The following is a 24343-nucleotide window of genomic DNA, read 5'->3' as shown; positions in this document are numbered from 1 at the left end:
GGCACGCTGGCATCAGCAAGACCTTCCGCGCTTGCAACGGCCGCCACTCGGGTAAGGGCAACGGCAGCACCACCGCCGCGGCTCCCGAGCGGACCGGCAGGAGCGTCGCGTTCCGAGCGGCCCGGGGGACCCGGTTTTCCGAGGTTCCAGGGCTTGTTCCGCGACGACCTGCGGGGTGGGCTGGACAGCGGTTAGCCTCTCGGCTACACTGCTAGTTTGCGCTGCCTTCCGACTTGACCCCTGCTCGGAAATGTCCGATTGCGGATATTTCTGGTGGGGTCATTGGAGTGCACGCGTACCAGCCGTTCTGCAGCACCGGTCCTCGGAAGGACGCATCTTGGCAGCTTCCCGCCCTGCGAAGACCAGTCGTACGTCGAGCGCTTTCGCACCCCGCCGAGTTTCATTCGGCCGGATCACCGAACACCTCGAGGTCCCCAACCTCCTCGCCATTCAGAACGAGTCCTTCGACTGGCTCGTCGGCAACGAGGCTTGGCAGGGCCGGTCGGCGGACGACCCGCACGCACGCTCGGGTCTCGCGGAGATCCTCGACGAGATCAGTCCCATTGAGGACTTCTCCGGCACCATGTCGCTCTCCTTCTCCGCTCCGCGCTTCGACGAGGTCAAGGCCTCGATCGAGGAGTGCAAGGAGAAGGACCTGACCTACTGCGCGCCACTGTTCGTGACCGCGGAGTTCACCAACAACACCACCGGCGAGATCAAGAGCCAGACGGTGTTCATGGGTGACTTCCCGATGATGACGCCGAAGGGCACCTTCATCATCAACGGCACCGAGCGCGTCGTGGTCAGCCAGCTCGTCCGCTCGCCGGGCGTCTACTTCGACAAGCAGCCGGACAAGACCTCCGACCGCGACCTCTCCAGCGTCAAGGTCATCCCGAGTCGGGGTGCCTGGCTGGAGTTCGACATCGACAAGCGCGACACGGTCGGCGTACGCATCGACCGCAAGCGTCGGCAGGCCGTCACCGTCCTGCTCAAGGCCATCGGGTGGTCCGCGGAGCGCATCCGCGAGAAGTTCGGCTGGTCCGAACTCATGATGACCACGCTCGAGAAGGACCACATCGCCGGCCAGGACGAGGCGCTGCTCGACATCTACCGGAAGCTCCGCCCTGGCGAGCCGCCGACCCGTGAGAACGCCCAGACCCTGCTCGACAACCTCTTCTTCAACCCGAAGCGGTACGACGTCGCCAAGGTCGGGCGCTACAAGTTCAACAAGAAGCTCGAAGTCGACGTGCCGATGAACACCGGCACGCTGACCGAGGACGACATCGTCGCCACCGTGGAGTACCTCTGCCGGCTGCACGCCGGTGAGGACGGCTACGAGGCCGACGACATCGACCACTTCGGCAACCGTCGCCTGCGCACCGTGGGCGAGCTGATCCAGAACCAGGTCCGGGTGGGTCTCTCCCGGATGGAGCGGGTCGTCCGCGAGCGGATGACCACCCAGGACGTCGAGGCGATCACGCCGCAGACCCTGATCAACATCCGCCCGGTGGTGGCGGCGATCAAGGAGTTCTTCGGCACGTCGCAGCTGTCCCAGTTCATGGACCAGACCAACCCGCTGGCGGGTCTGACCCACCGGCGCCGGCTGAGCGCGCTCGGCCCGGGTGGTCTGTCCCGTGAGCGGGCCGGCTTCGAGGTCCGGGACGTGCACCCGTCCCACTACGGCCGGATGTGCCCGATCGAGACGCCGGAAGGCCCGAACATCGGCCTGATCGGCGCGCTCTCCACGTTCGCCCGGGTCAACCCGTTCGGCTTCATCGAGACGCCGTACCGGAAGGTCATCGACGGTCGGGTCACCGACCAGATCGACTACCTGACCGCGGACGAGGAGGACCGGTTCGTCAAGGCGCAGGCCAACGCGCCGCTGCGGTCGGACGGCACGTTCGCCGAGGACCGCGTCCTGGTCCGCCGTAAGGGCGGCGAGACCGAGGACGTGGCGCCCGGGGCCGTCGACTACATGGACGTGTCGCCGCGGCAGATGACCTCGGTCGCCACCGCGATGATCCCGTTCCTGGAGCACGACGACGCCAACCGCGCGCTCATGGGCGCGAACATGCAGCGTCAGGCGGTGCCGCTGGTCAAGGCCGAGGCCCCGCTGGTCGGCACCGGCATGGAATACCGGGCGGCCGTGGACGCCGGCGACGTGGTCGTCGCCGAGGTCGGCGGTGTGGTCGAGGACCTGTGCGCGGACTACATCACCGTGCACCAGGACGACGGCCACCGCCGGACGTACCTGCTGCACAAGTTCCGCCGCTCCAACGCCGGCTCCTGCGTCAACCAGAAGCCGGTCGTCTTCGAGGGTGACCGCGTCGAGGCCGGCCAGGTCGTCGCCGACGGTCCCTGCACCGACGAGGGCGAGATGGCGCTCGGGCGCAACCTGCTCGTGGCGTTCATGTGCTGGGAGGGCCACAACTACGAGGACGCGATCATCCTGTCGCAGCGCCTCGTGCAGCAGGACGTGCTCACCTCGATCCACATCGAGGAGCACGAGGTCGACGCCCGGGACACCAAGCTCGGCCCGGAGGAGATCACCCGCGACATCCCGAACGTCAGCGAGGAGATGCTCGCCGACCTCGACGAGCGCGGCATCATCCGGATCGGCGCCGAGGTCGTCCCCGGCGACATCCTGGTCGGCAAGGTCACGCCGAAGGGCGAGACCGAGCTGACCCCGGAGGAGCGGCTGCTCCGCGCGATCTTCGGTGAGAAGGCGCGTGAGGTCCGGGACACCTCGCTGAAGGTGCCGCACGGCGAGACCGGCACGGTCATCGGTGTGCGTACCTTCTCCCGCGAGGACGGCGACGAGCTGCCCCCGGGCGTGAACGAGCTGGTGCGGGTCTACGTGGCCCAGAAGCGCAAGATCCAGGACGGTGACAAGCTCGCGGGCCGCCACGGCAACAAGGGCGTCATCTCCAAGATCCTGCCGGTCGAGGACATGCCGTTCCTGGAGGACGGCACCCCGGTCGACATCGTGCTGAACCCGCTCGGTGTGCCCTCCCGCATGAACATCGGTCAGGTCCTGGAGACCCACCTCGGGTGGGTGGCCAAGACCGGCTGGAGCGTGGACGGCGACGACGCGGAGTGGAAGCGCCAGCTCAAGTCGATCAACGCGCACGAGTCCGAGCCGGACACCAACGTGGCCACCCCGGTCTTCGACGGTGCCCGCGAGGAGGAGATCTCCGGCCTGCTGGCGTCGACCCTGCCCAACCGGGACGGCAAGCAGCTCATCGGGCGCACCGGCAAGGCGCAGCTGTTCGACGGTCGTTCCGGCGAGCCGCTGCCCGACCCGATCGCGGTCGGCTACGTCTACATCCTGAAGCTCAACCACCTGGTCGACGACAAGATCCACGCCCGGTCGACCGGCCCGTACTCGATGATCACGCAGCAGCCGCTGGGTGGTAAGGCGCAGTTCGGTGGCCAGCGCTTCGGCGAGATGGAGTGCTGGGCCATGCAGGCGTACGGCGCCGCCTACGCCCTGCAGGAGCTGCTGACCATCAAGTCCGACGACGTCCTCGGCCGGGTCAAGGTCTACGAGGCGATCGTCAAGGGCGAGAACATCCCCGAGCCGGGCATCCCGGAGTCGTTCAAGGTGCTGCTCAAGGAGCTGCAGTCGCTGTGCCTCAACGTCGAGGTGCTCTCCAGCGACGGTGTGGCCCTGGAGATGCGCGAGACCGACGACGAGGTGTTCCGGGCCGCGGAGGAGCTGGGCATCGACCTGTCCCGGCGCGAGCCGAGCTCGGTCGAAGAGGTCTGAGGCGGTGATTCGGGGGCCGGCTCGCCGGCCCCCGATCCCGCCCGTTAGCTAGCAGTACAGACGACGACATAGGGGACACAGTGCTCGACGTCAACTTCTTCGACGAGCTGCGCATTGGTCTCGCCACCGCCGACGACATCCGTCAGTGGTCCCACGGCGAGGTCAAGAAGCCCGAGACCATCAACTACCGCACCCTCAAGCCGGAGAAGGACGGGCTCTTCTGCGAGAAGATCTTCGGTCCGCAGCGGGACTGGGAGTGCTACTGCGGTAAGTACAAGCGGGTCCGCTTCAAGGGCATCATCTGTGAGCGCTGCGGCGTCGAGGTGACCCGCTCCAAGGTTCGCCGGGAGCGGATGGGTCACATCGAGCTGGCCGCTCCGGTGACCCACATCTGGTACTTCAAGGGCGTGCCGAGCCGGCTGGGCTACCTGCTGGACCTCGCCCCCAAGGACCTCGAGAAGATCATCTACTTCGCCTCGTACGTCGTGACGAGCGTGGACGCCGAGTCGCGTCACCGTGACCTCTCGACCATCGAGAACGAGATCCTGGCCGAGAAGCGGCAGTCGGAGAACAGCCGCGACTCGGAGATCGAGAAGCGGGCCGCCAAGCTGGAGGCCGACCTGGCCGAGCTGGAGGCCGAGGGCGCGAAGGCGGACGTCCGGCGCAAGGTCAAGGAGGGCGGAGAGCGCGAGATGCGCCAGATCCGCGACCGGGCCCAGCGCGAGATCGACCGCCTCGACGAGGTCCTCGACACGTTCCGCAAGCTGGAGCCGAAGCAGCTGGTCACCGACGAGCTGCTCTACCGCGAGCTGCGCGACCGCTTCGGTGAGTACTTCACCGGCAGCATGGGCGCCGAGGCCATCAAGGCGCTGGTCCAGAACATGGATCTCGGCGCCGAGGCGGAGAACCTGCGCGAGACCATCCGCTCCGGCAAGGGCCAGCGGAAGATCCGCGCGCTCAAGCGGCTGAAGGTCGTGGCGGCGTTCCAGAACACCCGGAACTCCCCGCTCGGCATGGTGCTGGACTGCGTCCCGGTCATCCCGCCGGACCTGCGCCCGATGGTGCAGCTCGACGGTGGCCGCTTCGCGACCTCCGACCTGAACGACCTCTACCGCCGGGTGATCAACCGGAACAACCGCCTCAAGCGACTGATCGACCTCGGCGCGCCCGAGATCATCGTCAACAACGAGAAGCGGATGCTCCAGGAGGCCGTCGACGCGCTGTTCGACAACGGTCGTCGTGGTCGTCCGGTCACCGGCCCGGGCAACCGGCCGCTGAAGTCGCTCTCCGACATGCTCAAGGGCAAGCAGGGCCGGTTCCGCCAGAACCTGCTGGGCAAGCGCGTCGACTACTCCGGCCGTTCGGTCATCGTGGTCGGCCCGAAGCTCAAGCTGCACCAGTGCGGCCTGCCCAAGCAGATGGCGCTGGAGCTGTTCAAGCCGTTCGTGATGAAGCGGCTGGTCGACCTCAACCACGCGCAGAACATCAAGTCCGCCAAGCGGATGGTCGAGCGGCAGCGCCCGGTCGTGTGGGACGTGCTGGAAGAGGTCATCGGCGAGCACCCGGTGCTGCTGAACCGCGCGCCGACCCTGCACCGGCTGGGCATCCAGGCGTTCGAGCCGCAGCTGGTCGAGGGCAAGGCCATCCAGATCCACCCGCTGGTCTGCACCGCGTTCAACGCCGACTTCGACGGTGACCAGATGGCGGTCCACGTGCCGCTGTCCGCCGAGGCCCAGGCCGAGGCGCGGATCCTGATGCTGTCGTCGAACAACATCCTCAAGCCGGCCGACGGCAAGCCCGTCACCATGCCCACCCAGGACATGGTCATCGGCCTCTACCACCTCACCCACCTCACTCCGGGTGGCACGGGCGAGGGCCGGGCGTTCAGCTCGGACGCCGAGGCGCGGATGGCGTACGACAACGGCGAGCTGCACCTGCAGACCCCGGTCAAGATCCGGCTGCACGACGTGGTCGGGGTCGACAACGGCGCCGGCGCCGAGCCGTGGACCGCGCCCGAGGGCTGGGTCGAGGGCGAGCCGGTGACGGTGGAGACCACGCTGGGCCGGGTCCTGTTCAACGAGACGCTGCCCCCGGGCTACCGCTTCGTGAACTACGAGATCCGCAAGGGCCAGCTCTCCGCGATCGTCAACGACCTCGCCGAGCGCTTCCCGAAGGTGGCCCTGGCGGCCACCCTGGACGGGCTCAAGGAGGCCGGTTTCCACTGGGCCACCTGGTCCGGCGTCACCATCGGCATGGAGGACGTCATCGCTCCGCCGCGCAAGCGGGAGATCCTGGAGCGGTACGAGAAGGAAGCCGACCGGATCGACAAGCAGTACCAGCGTGGTCTGATGACCGCCGAGGAGCGCCGCGGCGAGCTGATCGAGATCTGGACCAAGGCGACCAACGAGGTCGCCAAGGAGATGGACACCGCGCTGCCGCAGGAGAACCCGCTGTGGAAGATGATCAACTCGGGTGCCCGCGGTAACCTGCTCCAGCTCCGGCAGATCGCGGCGATCCGTGGTCTGGTGGCCAACCCGAAGGGTGAGATCATCCCGCGGCCGATCAAGGCCTCGTACCGGGAGGGTCTGTCCGTGCTGGAGTACTTCATCTCCACGCACGGTGCCCGTAAGGGCCTCGCGGACACCGCCCTGCGTACCGCCGACTCGGGTTACCTGACCCGTCGTCTGGTGGACGTCTCGCAGGACGTCATCATCCGCGAGGAGGACTGCGGCACCGACCGGGCCATCCCGATGCAGATCGGTGAGCACCTGGACGGCAAGCTGGTCGTGCACGAGCACGCCGAGACCAGCGTGCACGCCCGGACGCTGGCCGACGACATCAAGGGGCCGGACGGCACCGTGGTGGCGCACCGCGGCCAGGACATCAACTCCATCGGCGTCGACGCGATCGTCGCCGCCGGCGTGGAGACGGTACGGGTGCGCAGCGTGCTCACCTGCGAGTCGAAGCTGGGCGTCTGCGGTGCGTGCTACGGCCGCTCGCTGCCGACCGGCAAGACCGTGGACGTCGGCGAGGCGGTCGGCATCATCGCCGCCCAGTCGATCGGTGAGCCGGGTACGCAGCTGACGATGCGTACCTTCCACACCGGTGGTGTCGCGGGTGAGGACATCACCCAGGGTCTGCCCCGTGTCCAGGAGATCTTCGAGGCCCGGGTGCCGAAGGGCAAGGCGCCCATCGCCGACACCCCGGGTCGCATCCGGATCGAGGACGGCGAGCGGTCCCGCAAGATCGTGGTCATCCCGGACGACGGCAGCGACGAGATCGTCTACGACAAGATCTCGAAGCGGGTCCGGCTCCGGGCGCACGACGGCGACCACGTCGAGGTCGGCGAGAAGCTCACCGAGGGCACCATCGACCCGCACGAGCTGCTGCGCATCCTCGGCCCGCGCGCGGTCCAGGTCCACCTGACCCAGGAGGTCCAGGAGGTCTACCGCTCGCAGGGTGTGCTCATCCACGACAAGCACATCGAGATCATCATCCGCCAGATGCTCAAGCGGGTGACGGTCATCGACTCCGGCTCGACCGAGTTCCTGCCGGGCGTGCTGGTCGACCGGGCGCTGTTCGAGTCGGAGAACCGCCGACTCGTCGGTGAGGGTGGCGAGCCCGCCGCCGGTCGTCCGGTGCTGATGGGTATCACCAAGGCCTCGCTGGCCACGGATTCCTGGCTGTCGGCGGCCTCCTTCCAGGAGACCACCCGGGTGCTGACGGACGCGGCGATCCACGCCCGCAGCGACTCGCTGATCGGCCTCAAGGAGAACGTGATCATCGGAAAGCTCATCCCGGCCGGTACCGGCATCAGCAAGTACCGCAACGTCCGGGTCGAGCCGACCGAGGAGGCGAAGGCCAAGGTCTACTCGATGACCGGCTACCCGGAGACCGACTACGGCTTCGGGCCGGCCAGCGGCCAGGCGGTGCCGCTGGACGACTTCGACTTCGGGTCGTACCGCTAACCCGCACGAACGACGAGGCCCCCGGCGGATGCCGGGGGCCTCGTCGTGTCTCCGGTGCGCCATCTGAAGAGAAACCTCTCGAGGTTTCGAGGTGACCACGACCGTCACGCAGACCGCGTCGATCGCGCTCGGCGCGTACCTGATCGGTGTGGTCGACTACCGGGCGGTGCTGCTCGTCGAGGCTGTCGTGGTGGTCGTGGCGGCGCTGCTTCTGTTTCGGGCCGGCCGCTTCGCCGAACCGCCGGTCGGATCGGGGCACAATGGGGGACATGACGACCGTGCCCGGGCAGGTGCCCGTCGTGCCGCAGGCGCATCGCCATCCGCACGATCCTGAGCCGGTCCGCTCGACCAAGGCCCGCGCGGTCTTCGCCCTCGGCCTGATCGGGGCGCTGACCGGGTTCTTCGTCGGCGGGGTGGTGCCGGCCACGCTCGCGCTGACCCTGGCCCGGCAGGCCCGCCGGGAGGCGTACGCCTCGGGGGGTTACCTGACCGGCGCCGACTGGCTGCGCCGCGGCGAGCGGCTGGCCCGGGTCGGCCTGGTGCTGACCGCCGTGGCGGTGGTGGCCGCGGTGGTGATCGGGGTGGTCCGGCACGCCGACGCCTCGTTCGGGCACGACTTCGCCCCCACCTTCGACTGACCGGGCGGGGGAGTGGTGCCGCGCCGGCCCACCCGGCCGTGACCGGCGGCGGTAGCCTGGCCGGTGTCCGCCGCGCGGCGGGTGAGGCATGTGGACTCGGGAGGCCCCTGTGACGGAACCGGCTGCGCCGCCGGGAGGCGACCCGACCCGTCCCGGGGCCGGACCGGACGCCGCCGCGTCGCCGGGTCCCGACCCGGTCAGCCCCTGGGCCGCGCCGCAGCACCCGCAGTCGTTCCCGCCGCCCGCTTCCCCGCCGTCGACGCCGGGACCCGACGGTCCGGCCGACGCGCGGCCGCAGTCCGCGCCGCCGCAGTCGGCCCAACCGCAGTCCGCGCCGCCGGGGCCGTGGCCGCCCGCGGGGCCGTACCGGCCGGGGCCGCTCGACCCGGCCGCCACGCCGTACCACCCGGGGCCGCAGCACGGGGGCGCGCACGATCCGCACTCCGCCCCGACCGGGGGGTACCCGCACGGCCCGGCGTACCACCCGGGGCAGCCGTCGCCCGGGGCGTACCCGGGACACGGGCCCGGCCACGGCAGCGGGTGGGGGCCGCCGGCGCTCCCGCCGCCCCCGCGTGAGGCGCCCCGGCCGCCGAAGCGGGTCGACGCGGTGCCGGGCACCCCGTTCGGGGTGGTCCACCTGGACGTGCCGCCGGTCACCTCCGGGCTGGCGATCGGCTCGCTGGTCACCGGCATCGCCTCGATCCTGGTGTCGCTGCTGGTCCTCTGCTTCGGCATCGCCGGGCCGGACTACGGCGGCGCGTGGGCGGCCGGCGCCTTCACGGTGCTCGGGGCGCTGGCCGGGGTCGGGGCGATCGTGGCCTGGCTGCTCGCCCGCCGGCAGATCCGGCGCCCGGCGCCGCCGCCGGCGGTCCGGTTCACCGGTGGCGGCCTGGCCGTGGCCGGGCTGAGCTGCGGTGCGGTGGGGCTCCTGCTGAGCCTGCTCGGGCTCGGGATCGCCCTGGTGGTGCAGATCACGTGACCGCTCGCGTGTCGCTGACCGGTTGAGGGGGAGATGTCCGGGTCTCCGGGGTCCGCCCGGTGCCGGGGCCGCCGGGCCGCCGGCCGGACGAGCCGGTACACTTGTGTCCGTAGGTGCCTGTCGGGGGCGCACCGGTGATCCGGAAGCCGACCGGTGGGGCTGCGGCGCAGTCCTCCCGAGTCGATCCGTTTTGACCGGCGCGGCTGTGGTAGGTACTCTTTCCCCTTGCGCCCGGGCTCGCCCGGGCAATGCGTGCGTGCGCTGGAGCCGCTCAGTCGGTGATCGTGTGGTCGCACCACCAAAGACCAAAATCCGGTACGACGCGTCAGCGGCCGGCACCGGGACCGTGACTCGGGCGACACGCCCGACCGCGGGTGCTGGGACCCCCGTCAGGTGGCCCCGGCTGGAATGTAGGAGAGCCGTCCATCAGGCCGGCTAAGAGCAGACGGCGCGGTCGCCTCGCAGCGGCCGAAGGGAGCGGAGAAACCCGGTGCCCACCATTCAGCAGCTGGTCCGAAAGGGCCGACAGGCCAAGACGACCAAGACCAAGACCCCTGCGCTCAAGGGGTCTCCCCAGCGGCGCGGTGTGTGCACCCGCGTGTACACCACCACCCCGAAGAAGCCGAACTCGGCGCTGCGCAAGGTCGCTCGTGTCAAGCTCAGCAGCCAGATCGAGGTGACCGCCTACATCCCGGGCGTCGGCCACAACCTGCAGGAGCACTCGATCGTGCTCGTGCGTGGCGGCCGTGTGAAGGACCTCCCCGGCGTGCGGTACAAGATCGTTCGCGGCTCGCTGGACACCCAGGGTGTCCGCAACCGCAAGCAGGCTCGCAGCCGCTACGGCGCGAAGAAGGAGAAGAGCTGACATGCCGCGTAAGGGACCCGCTCCGCGGAAGCCGCTGGTCGCTGACCCGGTGTACAACTCGCCCCTGGTCACCCAGCTGGTGAACAAGATCCTGCTGCGCGGCAAGCGTCAGCTCGCCGAGCGCATCGTGTACGCCGCCCTGGAGGGCTGCCGCGAGAAGTCCGGCACCGACCCCGTCGTCACGCTCAAGCGCGCGATGGACAACGTGAAGCCGACCCTCGAGGTGCGCAGCCGCCGGGTCGGTGGCGCCACCTACCAGGTTCCGGTCGAGGTCCGGCCGGCCCGTGCGACCACGCTCGGTCTGCGCTGGCTGGTGACCTACTCCCGGGCCCGGCGCGAGAAGACCATGATCGAGCGGCTGATGAACGAGCTGCTGGACGCGAGCAACGGCCTCGGCGCCGCCGTCAAGCGGCGCGAGGACACGCACAAGATGGCCGAGTCCAACAAGGCCTTCGCGCACTACCGCTGGTAACACCTGAGGTTCCGGCGCCCACCAGGCGCCGGAACCACCACCAGTTGTGTCGAGACGACGATAAGTAGGGATTGAAGTGGCCGCCGCAGACGCGCTCGCCAACGTACGCAACATCGGCATCATGGCGCACATCGATGCCGGTAAGACCACGACCACCGAGCGAATCCTCTTCTACACCGGCATCACGTACAAGATCGGCGAGGTCCACGAGGGCGCCGCCGTCATGGACTGGATGGAGCAGGAGCAGGAGCGCGGTATCACCATCACTTCCGCCGCCACGAAGTGCGAGTGGAAGGGCCACACGATCCAGATCATCGACACGCCCGGCCACGTCGACTTCACGGTCGAGGTGGAGCGGTCGCTGCGTGTTCTGGACGGTGCGGTCGCGGTGTACGACGGCGTGGCCGGTGTGGAGCCCCAGACGGAGAACGTCTGGCGGCAGGCGGACAAGTACAACGTCCCCCGCATGTGCTTCGTCAACAAGCTCGACCGGACCGGCGCCGACTTCTTCCGCTGCGTGCAGATGATGATCGACCGGCTCAACGCCACCCCCCTGGTGCTCCAGATCCCGATCGGCCTCGAGGGCGACCACATCGGCGTCGTCGACCTGATCGGCATGCGCGCCCTCACCTGGCGCGGGGAGACCCAGAAGGGTGAGGACTACGCGATCGAGGAGATCCCGGCCGAGCTGGCCGACTCCGCGGCCGAGTGGCGCGAGAAGCTGATGGAGACCCTCGCCGACGTCGACGACTCGGTGATGGAGAAGTACCTGGAGGGCGAGGAGATCTCCGCCGAGGAGACCAAGGCCGCCATCCGCCGGGCCACCATCGCCGGCAAGGCCAACCCCGTGCTCTGCGGTTCGGCGTTCAAGAACAAGGGCGTCCAGCCCATGCTCGACGCCGTCATCGACTTCCTGCCGTCGCCGCTGGACGTCCCGGCGATCGAGGGTACGGCCACCGACGGCGAGACGCCGATGCTGCGGAAGCCGTCCCCCTCCGAGCCGTTCTCCGGCCTGGCGTTCAAGATCCAGACCGACAAGCACCTCGGTAAGCTCACCTACGTCCGGGTCTACTCCGGCGTGGTCGAGTCCGGGTCCCAGGTGGTCAACTCCACCAAGGACCGCAAGGAGCGGATCGGCAAGATCTACCAGATGCACGCCAACAAGCGGGAGGAGCGCGGCTCCGCCAAGGCTGGCGACATCATCGCGGTCCAGGGTCTGAAGCAGACCACCACCGGTGACACCCTGTGCGACCCGGCGAACCCGGTCATCCTCGAGTCGATGACGTTCCCGGAGCCGGTCATCGAGGTGGCCATCGAGCCGAAGACCAAGGCCGACCAGGAGAAGCTCAGCACCGCCATCCAGCGGCTGGCCGAGGAGGACCCGACCTTCCGCGTCAAGCTGGACGACCAGACCGGTCAGACGGTCATCTCCGGCATGGGCGAGCTGCACCTGGACATCCTGGTCGACCGGATGCGCCGCGAGTTCAACGTCGAGGCGAACATCGGCAAGCCGCAGGTGGCCTACCGCGAGACCATCCGCCGCAAGGTGGACAAGGTCGAGTACACCCACAAGAAGCAGACCGGTGGGTCCGGCCAGTACGCCCGCGTGATCGTGAGCCTCGAGCCGCTGCCCATGGGCAACGACTCGCCGACCTACGAGTTCGCGAACGCCGTGACCGGTGGCCGCATCCCGCGGGAGTTCATCCCGTCGGTGGACGCCGGCGCCCAGGACGCCATGCAGTACGGCATTCTCGCCGGCTTCCCGCTGGTGGGTCTCAAGCTGACGCTGCTGGACGGCCAGTACCACGAGGTCGACTCGTCCGAGATGGCGTTCAAGATCGCCGGCTCGATGGTGATGAAGGAGGCGGCCCGCAAGGCCGACCCCGCACTGCTCGAGCCGATGATGGCCGTTGAAGTCACCACTCCCGAGGAGAACATGGGTGACGTCATCGGCGACCTCAACTCCCGGCGGGGCATCATCCAGGCGATGGAGGAGCGCAGCGGCGCTCGCGTCGTCCGGGCTCTGGTGCCGCTGTCGGAGATGTTCGGCTACGTCGGCGACCTGCGGTCGAAGACCCAGGGCCGGGCTAGCTACAGCATGCAGTTCGACTCCTACGCCGAAGTGCCGCAGAGCGTGGCGAAGGAGATCATCGCCAAGGCGACGGGTGAGTGACGCTCACCCCGAGCTGACCCGGTGATCCGGGGTTGGTCGCGGGAGGGTTCTCCCGCCCGCGGCCACCTCGGTCGGGTTGTGTGAATCCGGGCCTGTAGGCTTCATCGCCGCAGAACCCACAAAGGCTATCCGGCCGTCTGGCCGGAAAGGCTGTCGACAGAGTCCTACGCGCCGACCGGCGCACCGGGGCGAACGAACCAAGAAAGTCCACCAGGAGGACACCAGTGGCGAAGGCGAAGTTCGAGCGGACTAAGCCGCACGTCAACATCGGCACCATTGGTCACATCGACCACGGTAAGACGACGCTGACGGCGGCCATCACGAAGGTCCTGCACGACCAGTACCCGGACCTCAACCCGTACACGCCGTTCGACGAGATCGACAAGGCGCCGGAGGAGAAGGCCCGCGGCATCACGATCTCGATCGCGCACGTCGAGTACCAGACCGAGTCGCGTCACTACGCGCACGTCGACTGCCCCGGTCACGCCGACTACATCAAGAACATGATCACCGGTGCCGCGCAGATGGACGGCGCGATCCTGGTGGTGGCGGCGACCGACGGCCCGATGCCGCAGACCCGCGAGCACGTGCTGCTGGCCCGTCAGGTCGGTGTGCCGTACATCGTCGTGGCGCTCAACAAGAGCGACATGGTCGACGACGAGGAGCTCCTGGAGCTCGTCGAGCTCGAGGTCCGCGAGCTGCTCTCCTCGCAGGAGTACCCGGGTGACGACCTGCCGGTCGTCCAGGTCTCCGCGCTGAAGGCGCTCGAGGGCGACCCGGTCTGGACCGAGAAGCTGCTCGAGCTGATGAGCGCGGTCGACACCGCGATCCCGCAGCCGGAGCGCGAGACCGAGAAGCCGTTCCTCATGCCCGTCGAGGACGTGTTCACGATCACCGGTCGTGGCACCGTCGTCACCGGTCGTGTCGAGCGTGGCGTGCTGCTCCCGAACGAGGACGTCGAGGTCGTCGGCATCCGCGAGAAGGGCTTCAAGACCAAGGTCACCGCGATCGAGATGTTCCGGAAGACCCTGGACGACGCCCGCGCAGGTGAGAACGTCGGCCTACTGCTGCGTGGCACCAAGCGCGAGGACGTCGAGCGCGGCATGGTCGTCATCAAGCCGGGCACCACGACCCCGCACACGGAGTTCGAGGCGACGGTCTACATCCTCTCCAAGGAGGAGGGTGGCCGCCACACCCCGTTCTTCCAGAACTACCGCCCGCAGTTCTACTTCCGGACCACGGACGTCACCGGCGTCGTCACGCTGCCCGAGGGCACCGAGATGGTCATGCCGGGCGACAACACCTCGATGTCGGTGAAGCTGATCCAGCCCATCGCCATGGAGGACAACCTGAAGTTCGCGATCCGCGAGGGCGGTCGTACGGTCGGCGCGGGTCGCGTCACCAAGATCATCAAGTGAGCTGGGTAACCCCGATTAGCGTCGCCGCCGGTCGTGCGGCATACTAGTCAGGTTGCATAACGACGGTCGGTCACCTGCGTCCGGTTGAGGCTGGACCTCCGGGAGTCAGATCGTTTCGCGTGGGGTGGTTGATCGCCATCGGTGGTCAACCACCCTCGCGCGGCGTCCAGGTCGCGGTCACCGCGATCGGCGCCATGACCCACCGCGCGGTCAGAGAATCGCTCCGGAGCCTCGGGGCGGAGCCTGGTCCACGGGCGCGACACGCCCGACCGCGGGGGTCGGCGGAAGTGGGCCTGTACCAGCCGGTACAGGTGCCCGCGACACAGCGGCATCGAGAGAAGGAACAGAAGCCACCATGGCGGGACAGAAGATCCGCATCCGGCTCAAGGCCTATGACCACGAGGTCGTCGACTCCTCGGCTCGGAAGATCGTCGAGACGGTGACGCGTACCGGGGCGCAGGTCGCTGGCCCGGTGCCGCTGCCCACGGAGATCAACCGTTTCTGCGTCATCCGCTCGCCGCACAAGTACAAGGACTCGCGCGAGCACTTCGAGATGCGCACGCACAAGCGTCTGATCGACATCATCGACCCGACCCCGAAGACGGTCGACTCGCTCATGCGCCTCGACCTGCCGGCTGGCGTCGACATCGAGATCAAGCTGTAGGGATCGATCAAATGGACAGGCAAGTCAAGGGGATCCTGGGCGCCAAGCTCGGCATGACCCAGGTCTGGGACAACAACAAGGTCGTCCCCGTGACCGTGGTCGAGGCCGGCCCGTGCGTCGTGAGCCAGGTTCGTAGCGCCGACAAGGACGGCTACTCCGCCGTTCAGCTCGCCTACGGGGCCATCGACCCGCGCAAGGTCAAGAAGCCGGTCGCCGGCCACTACGCCAAGGCGGACGTCGCGCCGCGCCGGCACATCGTCGAGCTGCGCACCGCCGACGCCGCGGACTACGCGCCGGGCCAGGAGGTCACGGTCGAGGAGTTCCCGGTCGGGGCCGTGATCGACGTGACCGGCAAGACCAAGGGCAAGGGCTACGCCGGCCCGATGAAGCGGCACGGCTTCCACGGTCTGCGCGCCAGCCACGGTGTCGAGCGCAAGCACCGCTCGCCCGGTTCGATCGGCGCCTGCGCGACCCCGGGTCGCGTCTTCAAGGGCACCCGGATGGCGGGCCGGATGGGTGGCGTGCGCTACACCGTCCAGAACCTGACCGTCCAGGCGGTCGACACCGAGAACAACCTCCTGCTCGTCCGTGGCGCCATCCCGGGCCCGAAGGGCGCGCTCGTCCTGGTCCGTACCGCGGCCAAGGCGAAGGTGAAGAAGGGCGGTGTGGCCAAGTGACCACCGTTGACGTCCTCAACGTCGAAGGCGGCAAGAGCGGCTCCGTCGAGCTGCCGGCCGACATCTTCGACGTCCAGGCCAACGTCGCGCTGATGCACCAGGTCGTGGTGGCTCAGCTCGCGGCGGCCCGGCAGGGCACGCACAAGACCAAGACCCGCGGTGAGGTCTCCGGCGGTGGCCGGAAGCCTTACAAGCAGAAGGGCACCGGTCGTGCCCGTCAGGGTTCGACCCGCGCGCCGCAGTTCGCCGGCGGTGGCGTGGTCCACGGCCCGACGCCGCGCGACTACAGCCAGCGCACCCCGAAGAAGATGAAGGCCGCCGCCCTGCGTGGCGCCCTCTCCGACCGGGCCCGCGCCGGCCAGGTGCACGTCGTCGAGGCGTTCGTCTCGGGCGAGAAGCCGTCGACCAAGGCCGCCCTGGCCACGCTGACGAAGCTGACCGCCGCCCGCCGGGTGCTGGTCGTGCTGAGCAGCACCGACGAGCTGAACTGGGTGTCGCTGCGGAACCTGCGCAACACGCGGGACAGCCGGGTGCACCTGATCGAGGCCGGCCAGCTCAACACGTACGACGTGCTGGTGGCCGACGACGTGGTCTTCACCAAGGAGGCCCTGGACGAGTTCCTGGGCGTGCCCGCCGAGACCACCGAGGAGGATGGCAAGTGAGCACGATCGCCGATCCGCGTGACGTCATCGTCGCGCCGGTCGTCTCGGAGAAGAGCTACAGCGAGCTGAACCGGAACTGGTACACCTTCCTGGTGCACCCGGACGCGAACAAGACCGAGATCAAGATCGCTATCCAGCAGATCTTCAACGTCCGCGTCCTGACGGTCAACACGCTCAACCGCGAGGGCAAGCGCAAGCGGACCCGTACCGGGTTCGGCAAGCGCAAGGACACCAAGCGCGCGATGGTGAAGCTGGCTGACGGTGACCGTATCGAGGCCTTCGGCGGCCCGGTCAGCTGAGGGGTGTAGACAATGGCTATCCGTAAGTACAAGCCGACGACGCCGGGCCGGCGAGGCTCCAGCGTCGCCGACTTCGCCGAGATCACCCGGTCCACGCCGGAGAAGTCGCTGCTGGCTCCGCTGCCGAAGAAGGGCGGGCGTAACGCCCACGGCCGGATCACCACGCGGCACCACGGTGGCGGCCACAAGCGCCAGTACCGTCTGATCGACTTCAAGCGGGTCGACAAGGACGGCGTGCCGGCGAAGGTCGCCCACATCGAGTACGACCCGAACCGCACCGCGCGCATCGCGCTGCTGCACTACGCCGACGGCGAGAAGCGCTACATCCTCGCGCCGAAGGACCTGAAGCAGGGCGACCGTGTCGAGTCCGGCCCGGGCGCCGACATCAAGCCGGGTAACAACCTGCCGCTGCGCAACATCCCGGTCGGTACCACCATCCACAACGTGGAGCTGCGCCCGGGCGGCGGCGCCAAGCTGGCCCGCTCGGCCGGCGTCGGCATCCAGCTGCTCGGCCGCGAGGGCGCGTACGCGACCCTGCGTATGCCGTCCGGTGAGATCCGGCGGGTCGACGTGCGCTGCCGCGCCAGCGTCGGCGAGATCGGCAACGCCGACCAGTCGAACATCAACTGGGGCAAGGCCGGCCGGATGCGGTGGAAGGGCAAGCGCCCGACCGTCCGTGGTGTCGCCATGAACCCGGTCGACCACCCGCACGGTGGTGGTGAGGGTAAGACCTCCGGTGGTCGCCACCCGGTCAACCCGCAGGGTAAGCCCGAGGGCCGCACCCGTCGTAAGGGCCAGCCGAGCGACCGGCTGATCGTCCGCCGCCGCTACGCCACGCGTAAGCGCGGCTGAGGGAGATAAGACATGCCTCGCAGCCTGAAGAAGGGCCCGTTCGTCGACGACCACCTGCTCAAGAAGGTGGAGACGCAGAACGACAAGGGCTCGAAGAACGTGATCAAGACCTGGTCGCGGCGCTCGACGATCATCCCGGAGATGCTGGGACACACGATCGCCGTGCACGACGGACGCAAGCACGTCCCGGTCTTCGTGACCGAGGCCATGGTCGGGCACAAGCTCGGCGAGTTCGCGCTGACCCGCACGTTCAAGGGTCACGAGAAGGACGACCGGAAGAGCCGCCGGCGCTGACGCCGCGGGCATACGGATAGAGGAACAAGGGGTTACAGCGATGCCAGGAAAGGGCGACGCTCCGGTGCTTCCGGGCGCGCGGGCGGTTGCGCGGCACGTGCGCATCTCGCCGATGAAGGCGCGCCGGGTGGTCAACCTCGTCCGCGGCCTGCCCGCGAAGGAGGCTCTCACGGTGCTGCAGTTCGCGCCGCAGGCTGCGAGCGAGCAGGTGTACAAGGTGCTCGCGAGCGCGATCGCCAACGCGGAGAACAACGAGCGGCTGGACCCCGACGCGCTGCTCGTCAGCGAGGCGTTCGTCGACGAGGGCCCGACGATGAAGCGGTTCCGGCCGCGGGCGCAGGGCCGGGCCTACCGGATCCGCAAGCGGACCTGCCACATCACGGTGGCGGTCGAGGCCGTGGCTCCGGCCGCGCCGAAGAAGTCGGCCAAGAAGGCCGCTCCGGCCAACCAGGCCGAGCCGGCGCAGGCGCAGACCACGACGGAGGGTGCCGAGTAATGGGTCAGAAGGTTCACCCCACTGGGTTCCGGCTCGGCATCTCGACCGACTGGAAGTCCCGCTGGTTCGCGGACAAGCTCTACAAGGACTACATCGGCGAGGATGTCAAGATCCGCCGGATGATGTCCAAGGGCCTCGAGCGTGCCGGCATCTCCAAGGTCGACATCGAGCGCACCCGGGACCGGGTCCGCGTCGACATCCACACCGCCCGGCCGGGCATCGTCATCGGCCGTAAGGGTGCGGAGGCCGACCGGATCCGCGGCGAGCTGGAGAAGCTCACCGGCAAGCAGGTCCAGCTGAACATCATCGAGGTGAAGAACCCCGAGTCGGACGCGCAGCTGGTCGCCCAGGGTGTCGCCGAGCAGCTGTCCAGCCGGGTCAGCTTCCGTCGGGCCATGCGCAAGTCCATGCAGTCCGCGATGAAGAACCCGGCCTGCAAGGGCATCCGGGTCCAGGTCTCGGGCCGTCTCGGCGGCGCCGAGATGAGCCGGACCGAGTTCTACCGCGAGGGCCGCGTCCCGCTGCACACGCTGCGGGCCAACATCGAGTACGGCTTCTTCGAGGCCCGTACCACCTTCGGCCGGATCGGCGTGAAGGTCTGGATCTACAAGGGCGACGCCGTGCCGGGCCGTGAGGCCCCGGCCGAGGCCGCCCCGTCGCGTGGCCCGCGCCGCGACCGTGGCGACCGGCCGGACCGGCCGCGCCGTGGCCGGTCGGGCTCGTCGGGTACGACCGCCGGTGGCACCGAGGCCGGCCGCGCTGCCGCGACCACCATCGCGCAGCAGGCGGAGACGCCGGCCGGTGAGCCGGTCGACAGCAGCGCTGTCGCCGCAGCCGCCTCGGCTCCGACCCAGCCGGCAGAAACGCAGCAGGAGGGCTGACAGATGCTGATGCCGCGCAAGCCCCCGAAGGGCTTCCGCAAGCCGCACCACCCGGACCGCAGTGGCGCGTCCAAGGGTGGTAACCGGGTGGTGTTCGGCGAGTTCGGGATCCAGGCTCTTGAGCCGGCGTACGTGACCAACCGTCAGATCGAGTCGGCACGTATCGCGATGACCCGCCACATCAAGCGTGGTGGCAAGGTCTGGATCACGATCTTCCCGGACCAGGCCCTCACCAAGAAGCCGGCCGAGACCCGGATGGGTTCCGGTAAGGGTTCGCCCGAGTGGTGGGTCGCCAACGTCAAGCCGGGGCGGGTCCTCTTCGAGATGTCCTTCCCCAACGAGCAGATCGCGCGAGAGGCGATGCGTCGCGCGATCCACAAGCTCCCGATGAAGTGCCGCATTGTTACGCGCGAAGTGGGTGAATCCTGATGGCAGCGGGCGTCAAGGCCTCCGAGCTGCGTGAGCACTCCGACGAGGAGCTGGTCACGAAGCTGCGCGAGGCGAAGGCGGAGCTGTTCAACCTCCGCGTGCAGGGCGCAACCGGGCAGCTGGACAACAACCGGCGGCTGCAGGTCATCCGTCGGGAGATCGCCCGGATCTACACGATCATGCGTGAGCGTGAGTTGGGTCTCTCGACCGCGCCGACTGAGGTGACTGCATCATGAGTGAGAACACCACCACCACCGCCGACACGCGGTCCCGCCGTAAGGTTCGCGAGGGCCTCGTGGTCAGCGACAAGATGGACAAGACCGTCGTGGTCGAGGTCGAGGACCGGGTCAAGCACGCGCTGTACGGCAAGATCATGCGCCGTACCCGCAAGCTGAAGGTGCACGACGAGCAGAACTCGGCCGGCATCGGCGACCGGGTCCTGATCATGGAGACCCGGCCGCTCTCCGCCACCAAGCGGTGGCGGCTCGTGGAGATCCTCGAGAAGGCCAAGTAGCGAAGGCTCGAGCTCGGCCGGGATCGGTCGGGCGCAGGTTCCGCCAGGCTCCGGCCGCCCCCGGCGGCCGGAGAACCGGCAGACATAGGAGATAGACGTGATTCAGCAGGAGTCGCGACTGCGCGTCGCCGACAACACGGGTGCCCGGGAGATCCTGTGCATCCGGGTTCTCGGTGGCTCCGGTCGGCGCTACGCGAGCATCGGCGACGTCATCGTGGCCACGGTCAAGGACGCGATCCCCGGTGCCGGTGTGAAGAAGGGCGACGTCGTCAAGGCCGTCGTCGTTCGGACCGCCAAGGAGAGGCGGCGGCCGGACGGGTCGTACATCCGCTTCGACGAGAACGCCGCCGTCATCATCAAGGACGGCGGGGACCCGCGCGGTACCCGTATCTTCGGCCCGGTGGGCCGCGAGCTGCGGGACAAGCGGTTCATGAAGATCATCTCTCTCGCGCCGGAGGTGTTGTGACCGTGAAGGTCAAGAAGGGCGACACGGTCGTCGTCATCGCCGGCAAGGACAAGGGTGCCAAGGGCAAGGTCATCGCGGCCTACCCGCGGCAGGACAAGGTCCTGGTCGAGGGCGTGAACCGGGTCAAGAAGCACACTCGCATCAGCACCACCCAGCGTGGCGCCAAGACCGGCGGCATCGTCACCCAGGAAGCCCCGATCCACGTCTCGAACGTGATGGTCATGGACTCCGACGGCAAGCCGACCCGCGTCGGCTACCGGATCGACGACAACGGCCAGAAGGTCCGCATCGCGCGTAGCACCGGTAAGGACCTCTGATGACCACGGCTACCGAAACCAAGACCCAGCCGCGCCTCAAGGAGCGGTACCGCAACGAGATCGTGGCCGAGCTGCAGAAGCAGTACAGCTACGGCAACCCGATGCAGGTGCCGCGGATGGTCAAGATCGTCGTCAACATGGGTGTCGGCGAGGCCGCTCGCGACGCCAAGCTGATCGACGGCGCCGTCCGCGATCTGGCCACCATCACCGGCCAGAAGCCGCTGGTCCGGCGGGCGACCAAGTCCATCGCGCAGTTCAAGCTCCGCGAGGGCATGCCGATCGGCGCGAAGGTCACCCTCCGGGGCGACCGGATGTGGGAGTTCCTGGACCGGCTGCTCTCCATCGCGCTGCCGCGTATCCGTGACTTCCGCGGTCTGGACGGGCGCAAGCTCGACGGGCACGGCAACTACACGTTCGGTCTGACCGAGCAGTCGGTGTTCCACGAGATCGACCAGGACAAGATCGATCGCCAGCGGGGCATGGACATCACGGTGGTCACGACCGCCACGACCGACGACGAGGGCCGGGCGCTGCTCAAGCTCCTGGGCTTCCCGTTCAAGGAGAACTGAGATGGCCAAGAAGGCGCTGATCCTCAAGGCGGCCGCGAAGCCGAAGTTCTCGGTTCGCGCGTACACCCGCTGCCAGCGGTGCGGGCGTCCGAAGGCGGTCTACCGCAAGTTCGGTCTCTGCCGGGTGTGCATCCGGGAGATGGCCCACCGCGGTGAGCTGCCCGGCGTGTCCAAGGCTTCCTGGTAATAGCCCGGCGCGCTCCGGCGCGTCAGCTGAACTGTCTCTTCGCCGTAGGCCCCGGGCCTGGCCCGGGGAACCCCGGCGAGAAAGGTTGACGAGTTTTCATGACGATGACCGACCCGATCGCAGACATGCTCACGCGTCTGCGTAACGCCAACCAGGCGTACCACGACCGGGTGACGATGCCCTACTCGAAGATCAAGGCGAACATCGCCGAGGTCCTCAAGGCCGAGGGTTACATCGCCACCTGGTCGGTCGAGGACCCCGAGGAGGGTGCCGTCGGCAAGCGACTGGTCGTCGAGCTGAAGTACGGCCAGAACCGCGAGCGGAGCCTGGCCGGCATCAAGCGCGTGTCCAAGCCCGGTCTCCGGGTGTACGCCAAGTCGGAAGGGCTCCCGCGGGTGCTCGGCGGGCTTGGTGTGGCGATCATTTCGACGTCCCAGGGGCTGCTCACCGACCGGCAGGCCCGCAAGCGGAGCGTTGGCGGGGAAGTCCTCGCCTTCGTCTGGTAACGGGAGACAGGTAGAAATGTCGCGTATTGGACGTAAGTCGATCCCGGTGCCATCCGGCGTCGACATCACGATCGACGGCCAGACCGTCAAGGTCAAGGGCCCCAAGGGCGAGCTGAGCCACGTGCTGGCCGAGCCGATCACGGCGGAGCGGGACGAGAGCGGCGAGCTGCACGTCAACCGGCCCAACGACGAGCGCAAGGCCAAGGAGCTGCACGGCCTGAGCCGTACGCTGGTGGCCAACATGATTGTCGGGGTGACCGAGGGCTACCGCAAGAGCCTGGAGATCGCCGGCACCGGTTACCGGGTGACCGCCAAGGGCAAGGACCTGGAGTTCGCGCTCGGGTTCTCGCACCCGGTCGTGGTGCAGGCGCCGGACGGCATCACCTTCACGGTCGAGCGGCCGACGCTGTTCCACGTGGCCGGCATCGACAAGCAGCAGGTCGGCGAGGTCGCCGCCAACATCCGGAAGATCCGCCCGCCGGAGCCCTACAAGGGCAAGGGCGTGAAGTACCAGGGCGAGGTCATCCGCCGTAAGGCTGGAAAGGCAGGTAAGAAGTGAGCGCCACGCTGCTCAAGCGCCGCCGCGGCGTTGCCGCCAAGCGTGCCGTCGGGCGTGCGCGTCGGCACTTCCGGGTCCGCAAGAACGTCAGCGGCACCGCCGAGCGTCCTCGCCTCGTCGTCACCCGTTCCCTGCGGCACATGGTGGCCCAGGTCGTCGACGACACCAAGGGTCACACCCTGGCGTCGGCGTCGACCATGGACGCCTCGCTGCGCGGCGCCGAGGGCGACAAGAGCGCCCTGGCCGGCAAGGTCGGCGAGCTGCTCGCCGAGCGTGCCAAGGCCGCCGGCGTCTCGAAGGTCGTCTTCGACCGCGGTGGCAACCGGTACGCGGGGCGGGTCGCCGCGCTTGCCAAGGCCGCCCGCGAAGCCGGGCTCGAGTTCTAGAAACCCCGTCACGAGAGAGAAGGAAGGCTGCTGATGCCAGGTCAACAGCGCCGTGGCGGCGGGTCCGGTGGCAACGAGGGTGGTCGCCGCGACAACCGCCGTGAGGGCGGCCGCGGAAACGCGCCCGTCGAGAAGACCCCGCACCTCGAGCGGGTCGTCGCGATCAACCGCGTCGCCAAGGTCGTGAAGGGTGGTCGTCGCTTCAGCTTCACCGCCCTGGTGATCGTGGGCGACGGCGACGGCACCGTCGGCGTGGGCTACGGAAAGGCCAAGGAGGTGCCCGCGGCGATCGCCAAGGGCGTCGAGGAGGCCAAGAAGCACTTCTTCAAGGTGCCGCGGATCGGCCAGTCGATCCCGCACCCGGTCACGGGCGAGGACGCCGCCGGTGTGGTGCTGCTCAAGCCGGCCTCCGCCGGTACGGGTGTCATCGCCGGTGGGCCGGTGCGTGCCGTGCTGGAGTGCGCGGGCATCCACGACGTGCTCTCCAAGAGCCTCGGCTCGTCGAACCCGATCAACATCGTGCACGCCACCGTGGCGGCCCTGAAGGGGCTGGAGTCCCCCGAGCAGGTCGCGGCGCGTCGTGGCCTGCCGGTGGAGGACGTCGCGCCGGCCGCCATGCTGGCGTCGCGTGCGGGGGTGGCGTCCTGATGGCACGTCTGAAGGTCACCCAGGTCCGGTCCGGCATCGGGCGGAAGCAGAACCAGCGTGACTCGCTGCGTTCGCTCGGTCTCAAGCGGATCAACGACGTGGTGGTCAAGGAGGACCGGCCGGAGATCCGAGGCATGATCTTCACGGTCAACCACCTCGTGAAGGTCGAGGAGGTCGAGTAATGACGATCAAGGTGCACCACCTGCGTCCCGCCCCGGGGGCCAAGACCGACAAGACCCGTGTGGGTCGCGGTGAGGGCTCGAAGGGCAAGACCGCCGGACGCGGTACCAAGGGTTCGAAGGCCCGGAAGAACATCTCGCCGGCGTTCGAGGGTGGGCAGATGCCCATCCACATGCGCCTGCCGAAGATGAAGGGCTTCAAGAACAAGTTCAAGGTCGTGTTCCAGGTGGTCAACCTGGACCGGCTGGCGGAGCTCTTCCCGAACGGCGGCCAGGTCGGCCCCGTCGAGCTGGTCGAGTCCGGCGCGGTCCGCAAGGGCCACCCGGTCAAGGTGCTCGGCACCGGCGACCTCGGCGGTGTGTCCCTCCAGGTGTCGGCGCACGCGTTCAGCGCGTCGGCCAAGGAGAAGATCACCGCGGCCGGCGGCTCGGTCACCGAGCTGTAAGGGCATGTTCGTGGCGCCCGCTCAGTTGTT

At 68.5% G+C, this 24343-nt stretch carries 30 protein-coding genes; all 30 read left to right on the top strand.

Translation table 11 applies throughout. The annotated features are described in order from the left end of the window. Positions 1–337: 337 nt before the first annotated feature. The 30 genes from ACH495_RS07500 to rplO all read left to right on the top strand — a co-directional run bounded on the left by ACH495_RS07500 (position 338) and on the right by rplO (position 24313). The gene (locus tag ACH495_RS07500; protein WP_396856887.1) at positions 338–3769 is read left to right on the top strand and encodes a DNA-directed RNA polymerase subunit beta; all 3432 of its coding nucleotides are present in this window, start codon (positions 338–340) and stop codon (positions 3767–3769) included. A gap of 80 nt (positions 3770–3849) precedes the next feature. Continuing rightward, positions 3850–7737, top strand: coding sequence for a DNA-directed RNA polymerase subunit beta' (locus ACH495_RS07495; protein WP_396856886.1), 3888 nt, complete (start codon positions 3850–3852; stop codon positions 7735–7737). A 91-nt stretch (positions 7738–7828) separates the two neighbouring features. After that, positions 7829–8071, top strand: a complete 243-nt coding sequence (locus ACH495_RS07490; RefSeq protein WP_396856885.1) for a hypothetical protein — start codon at positions 7829–7831, stop codon at positions 8069–8071. Then, positions 8007–8375 (top strand): hypothetical protein, encoded by a 369-nt coding sequence (locus tag ACH495_RS07485; protein WP_396856884.1) that lies wholly within the window; start codon positions 8007–8009, stop codon positions 8373–8375. Before ACH495_RS07490 ends, ACH495_RS07485 begins: the two co-directional genes overlap by 65 nt. A 607-nt stretch (positions 8376–8982) precedes the next feature. Next, on the top strand, positions 8983–9354 hold the full coding sequence (locus tag ACH495_RS07480) for a hypothetical protein (protein WP_396857331.1): 372 nt from the start codon (positions 8983–8985) through the stop codon (positions 9352–9354). Positions 9355–9844: 490 nt separating this feature from the next. Continuing rightward, positions 9845–10219, top strand: a complete 375-nt coding sequence (gene rpsL, locus ACH495_RS07475) for a 30S ribosomal protein S12 (RefSeq protein ID WP_007465318.1) — start codon at positions 9845–9847, stop codon at positions 10217–10219. 1 nt (position 10220) lies between these two features. Continuing rightward, positions 10221–10691 (top strand): 30S ribosomal protein S7, encoded by a 471-nt coding sequence (gene rpsG, locus ACH495_RS07470; protein WP_077938296.1) that lies wholly within the window; start codon positions 10221–10223, stop codon positions 10689–10691. A 76-nt stretch (positions 10692–10767) separates the two neighbouring features. Then, positions 10768–12864, top strand: coding sequence for an elongation factor G (gene fusA, locus ACH495_RS07465; protein WP_107157436.1), 2097 nt, complete (start codon positions 10768–10770; stop codon positions 12862–12864). A 224-nt stretch (positions 12865–13088) separates the two neighbouring features. Next, positions 13089–14282, top strand: a complete 1194-nt coding sequence (tuf, locus tag ACH495_RS07460) for an elongation factor Tu (RefSeq protein ID WP_396856883.1) — start codon at positions 13089–13091, stop codon at positions 14280–14282. Positions 14283–14637: 355 nt separating this feature from the next. Continuing rightward, on the top strand, positions 14638–14946 hold the full coding sequence (rpsJ, locus tag ACH495_RS07455) for a 30S ribosomal protein S10 (protein WP_007073037.1): 309 nt from the start codon (positions 14638–14640) through the stop codon (positions 14944–14946). Positions 14947–14957: 11 nt separating this feature from the next. Beyond that, positions 14958–15623, top strand: coding sequence for a 50S ribosomal protein L3 (gene rplC, locus ACH495_RS07450; RefSeq protein ID WP_396856882.1), 666 nt, complete (start codon positions 14958–14960; stop codon positions 15621–15623). Beyond that, the gene (gene rplD, locus ACH495_RS07445) at positions 15620–16285 is read left to right on the top strand and encodes a 50S ribosomal protein L4 (RefSeq protein ID WP_107157438.1); all 666 of its coding nucleotides are present in this window, start codon (positions 15620–15622) and stop codon (positions 16283–16285) included. The genes rplC and rplD overlap by 4 nt, the downstream gene beginning before the upstream one ends. After that, positions 16282–16584, top strand: a complete 303-nt coding sequence (rplW, locus tag ACH495_RS07440) for a 50S ribosomal protein L23 (RefSeq protein ID WP_013288632.1) — start codon at positions 16282–16284, stop codon at positions 16582–16584. The genes rplD and rplW overlap by 4 nt, the downstream gene beginning before the upstream one ends. Positions 16585–16596: 12 nt before the next feature. After that, the gene (rplB, locus tag ACH495_RS07435; RefSeq protein WP_091065788.1) at positions 16597–17436 is read left to right on the top strand and encodes a 50S ribosomal protein L2; all 840 of its coding nucleotides are present in this window, start codon (positions 16597–16599) and stop codon (positions 17434–17436) included. A 12-nt stretch (positions 17437–17448) separates the two neighbouring features. Next, complete coding sequence (gene rpsS / locus ACH495_RS07430) at positions 17449–17730, top strand: 30S ribosomal protein S19 (RefSeq protein ID WP_007073032.1); 282 nt, start codon at positions 17449–17451, stop codon at positions 17728–17730. A gap of 40 nt (positions 17731–17770) precedes the next feature. Further along, positions 17771–18226, top strand: coding sequence for a 50S ribosomal protein L22 (gene rplV, locus ACH495_RS07425; RefSeq protein WP_396856881.1), 456 nt, complete (start codon positions 17771–17773; stop codon positions 18224–18226). After that, the gene (gene rpsC / locus ACH495_RS07420) at positions 18226–19107 is read left to right on the top strand and encodes a 30S ribosomal protein S3 (protein ID WP_396856880.1); all 882 of its coding nucleotides are present in this window, start codon (positions 18226–18228) and stop codon (positions 19105–19107) included. Before rplV ends, rpsC begins: the two co-directional genes overlap by 1 nt. A 3-nt stretch (positions 19108–19110) precedes the next feature. Then, positions 19111–19536, top strand: coding sequence for a 50S ribosomal protein L16 (gene rplP / locus ACH495_RS07415; RefSeq protein WP_007465292.1), 426 nt, complete (start codon positions 19111–19113; stop codon positions 19534–19536). After that, positions 19536–19772, top strand: coding sequence for a 50S ribosomal protein L29 (rpmC, locus tag ACH495_RS07410; protein ID WP_343445064.1), 237 nt, complete (start codon positions 19536–19538; stop codon positions 19770–19772). The genes rplP and rpmC overlap by 1 nt, the downstream gene beginning before the upstream one ends. Further along, entirely contained in the window at positions 19769–20050 is a 282-nt protein-coding gene (gene rpsQ, locus ACH495_RS07405; protein WP_396856879.1) for a 30S ribosomal protein S17, read from the top strand. The genes rpmC and rpsQ overlap by 4 nt, the downstream gene beginning before the upstream one ends. Positions 20051–20147: 97 nt before the next feature. Then, complete coding sequence (rplN, locus tag ACH495_RS07400; protein ID WP_007465279.1) at positions 20148–20516, top strand: 50S ribosomal protein L14; 369 nt, start codon at positions 20148–20150, stop codon at positions 20514–20516. Continuing rightward, a complete protein-coding gene (gene rplX / locus ACH495_RS07395; RefSeq protein WP_181570334.1) occupies positions 20513–20833 on the top strand; it encodes a 50S ribosomal protein L24 in 321 nt (106 codons plus the stop codon). Before rplN ends, rplX begins: the two co-directional genes overlap by 4 nt. Further along, a complete protein-coding gene (gene rplE, locus ACH495_RS07390; protein WP_107157443.1) occupies positions 20833–21402 on the top strand; it encodes a 50S ribosomal protein L5 in 570 nt (189 codons plus the stop codon). Before rplX ends, rplE begins: the two co-directional genes overlap by 1 nt. 1 nt (position 21403) lies before the next feature. After that, on the top strand, positions 21404–21589 hold the full coding sequence (locus tag ACH495_RS07385) for a type Z 30S ribosomal protein S14 (RefSeq protein ID WP_007073023.1): 186 nt from the start codon (positions 21404–21406) through the stop codon (positions 21587–21589). Positions 21590–21687: 98 nt separating this feature from the next. Then, on the top strand, positions 21688–22095 hold the full coding sequence (gene rpsH, locus ACH495_RS07380) for a 30S ribosomal protein S8 (protein ID WP_107157444.1): 408 nt from the start codon (positions 21688–21690) through the stop codon (positions 22093–22095). A gap of 16 nt (positions 22096–22111) precedes the next feature. After that, positions 22112–22654, top strand: a complete 543-nt coding sequence (gene rplF / locus ACH495_RS07375; protein WP_107157445.1) for a 50S ribosomal protein L6 — start codon at positions 22112–22114, stop codon at positions 22652–22654. Continuing rightward, positions 22651–23040, top strand: coding sequence for a 50S ribosomal protein L18 (gene rplR, locus ACH495_RS07370; RefSeq protein ID WP_396856878.1), 390 nt, complete (start codon positions 22651–22653; stop codon positions 23038–23040). The genes rplF and rplR overlap by 4 nt, the downstream gene beginning before the upstream one ends. 33 nt (positions 23041–23073) lie before the next feature. After that, positions 23074–23688 carry a 30S ribosomal protein S5 gene (rpsE, locus tag ACH495_RS07365; protein WP_013288621.1) on the top strand — a complete coding sequence of 205 codons (615 nt, stop codon included), beginning with the start codon at positions 23074–23076 and terminating at the stop codon, positions 23686–23688. Then, positions 23688–23870 carry a 50S ribosomal protein L30 gene (rpmD, locus tag ACH495_RS07360; protein ID WP_091065818.1) on the top strand — a complete coding sequence of 61 codons (183 nt, stop codon included), beginning with the start codon at positions 23688–23690 and terminating at the stop codon, positions 23868–23870. The genes rpsE and rpmD overlap by 1 nt, the downstream gene beginning before the upstream one ends. Continuing rightward, entirely contained in the window at positions 23870–24313 is a 444-nt protein-coding gene (gene rplO, locus ACH495_RS07355; protein WP_181570330.1) for a 50S ribosomal protein L15, read from the top strand. The genes rpmD and rplO overlap by 1 nt, the downstream gene beginning before the upstream one ends. The last annotated feature ends 30 nt before the right edge of the window (positions 24314–24343 follow it).

Source organism: Micromonospora sp. NPDC018662 (assembly GCF_044391475.1).
GTDB lineage: Bacteria > Actinomycetota > Actinomycetes > Mycobacteriales > Micromonosporaceae > Micromonospora.
This window is presented reverse-complemented; position numbering and strand designations above follow the sequence as displayed.

Coding starts and splice junctions, on each gene's coding strand:
- rplB (WP_091065788.1), top strand. CDS start 16,597: ATGGCTATCCGTAAGTACAAGCCGACGACGCCGGGCCGGCGAGGCTCC.
- rplC (WP_396856882.1), top strand. CDS start 14,958: ATGGACAGGCAAGTCAAGGGGATCCTGGGCGCCAAGCTCGGCATGACC.
- rplO (WP_181570330.1), top strand. CDS start 23,870: ATGACGATCAAGGTGCACCACCTGCGTCCCGCCCCGGGGGCCAAGACC.
- rplF (WP_107157445.1), top strand. CDS start 22,112: ATGTCGCGTATTGGACGTAAGTCGATCCCGGTGCCATCCGGCGTCGAC.
- rplV (WP_396856881.1), top strand. CDS start 17,771: ATGCCAGGAAAGGGCGACGCTCCGGTGCTTCCGGGCGCGCGGGCGGTT.
- rpmD (WP_091065818.1), top strand. CDS start 23,688: ATGGCACGTCTGAAGGTCACCCAGGTCCGGTCCGGCATCGGGCGGAAG.
- rpsQ (WP_396856879.1), top strand. CDS start 19,769: ATGAGTGAGAACACCACCACCACCGCCGACACGCGGTCCCGCCGTAAG.
- rpsJ (WP_007073037.1), top strand. CDS start 14,638: ATGGCGGGACAGAAGATCCGCATCCGGCTCAAGGCCTATGACCACGAG.
- ACH495_RS07385 (WP_007073023.1), top strand. CDS start 21,404: ATGGCCAAGAAGGCGCTGATCCTCAAGGCGGCCGCGAAGCCGAAGTTC.
- rplE (WP_107157443.1), top strand. CDS start 20,833: ATGACCACGGCTACCGAAACCAAGACCCAGCCGCGCCTCAAGGAGCGG.
- rpsE (WP_013288621.1), top strand. CDS start 23,074: ATGCCAGGTCAACAGCGCCGTGGCGGCGGGTCCGGTGGCAACGAGGGT.
- rpmC (WP_343445064.1), top strand. CDS start 19,536: ATGGCAGCGGGCGTCAAGGCCTCCGAGCTGCGTGAGCACTCCGACGAG.
- rpsH (WP_107157444.1), top strand. CDS start 21,688: ATGACGATGACCGACCCGATCGCAGACATGCTCACGCGTCTGCGTAAC.
- rpsG (WP_077938296.1), top strand. CDS start 10,221: ATGCCGCGTAAGGGACCCGCTCCGCGGAAGCCGCTGGTCGCTGACCCG.
- ACH495_RS07485 (WP_396856884.1), top strand. CDS start 8,007: ATGACGACCGTGCCCGGGCAGGTGCCCGTCGTGCCGCAGGCGCATCGC.
- rpsS (WP_007073032.1), top strand. CDS start 17,449: ATGCCTCGCAGCCTGAAGAAGGGCCCGTTCGTCGACGACCACCTGCTC.
- rpsC (WP_396856880.1), top strand. CDS start 18,226: ATGGGTCAGAAGGTTCACCCCACTGGGTTCCGGCTCGGCATCTCGACC.
- rplP (WP_007465292.1), top strand. CDS start 19,111: ATGCTGATGCCGCGCAAGCCCCCGAAGGGCTTCCGCAAGCCGCACCAC.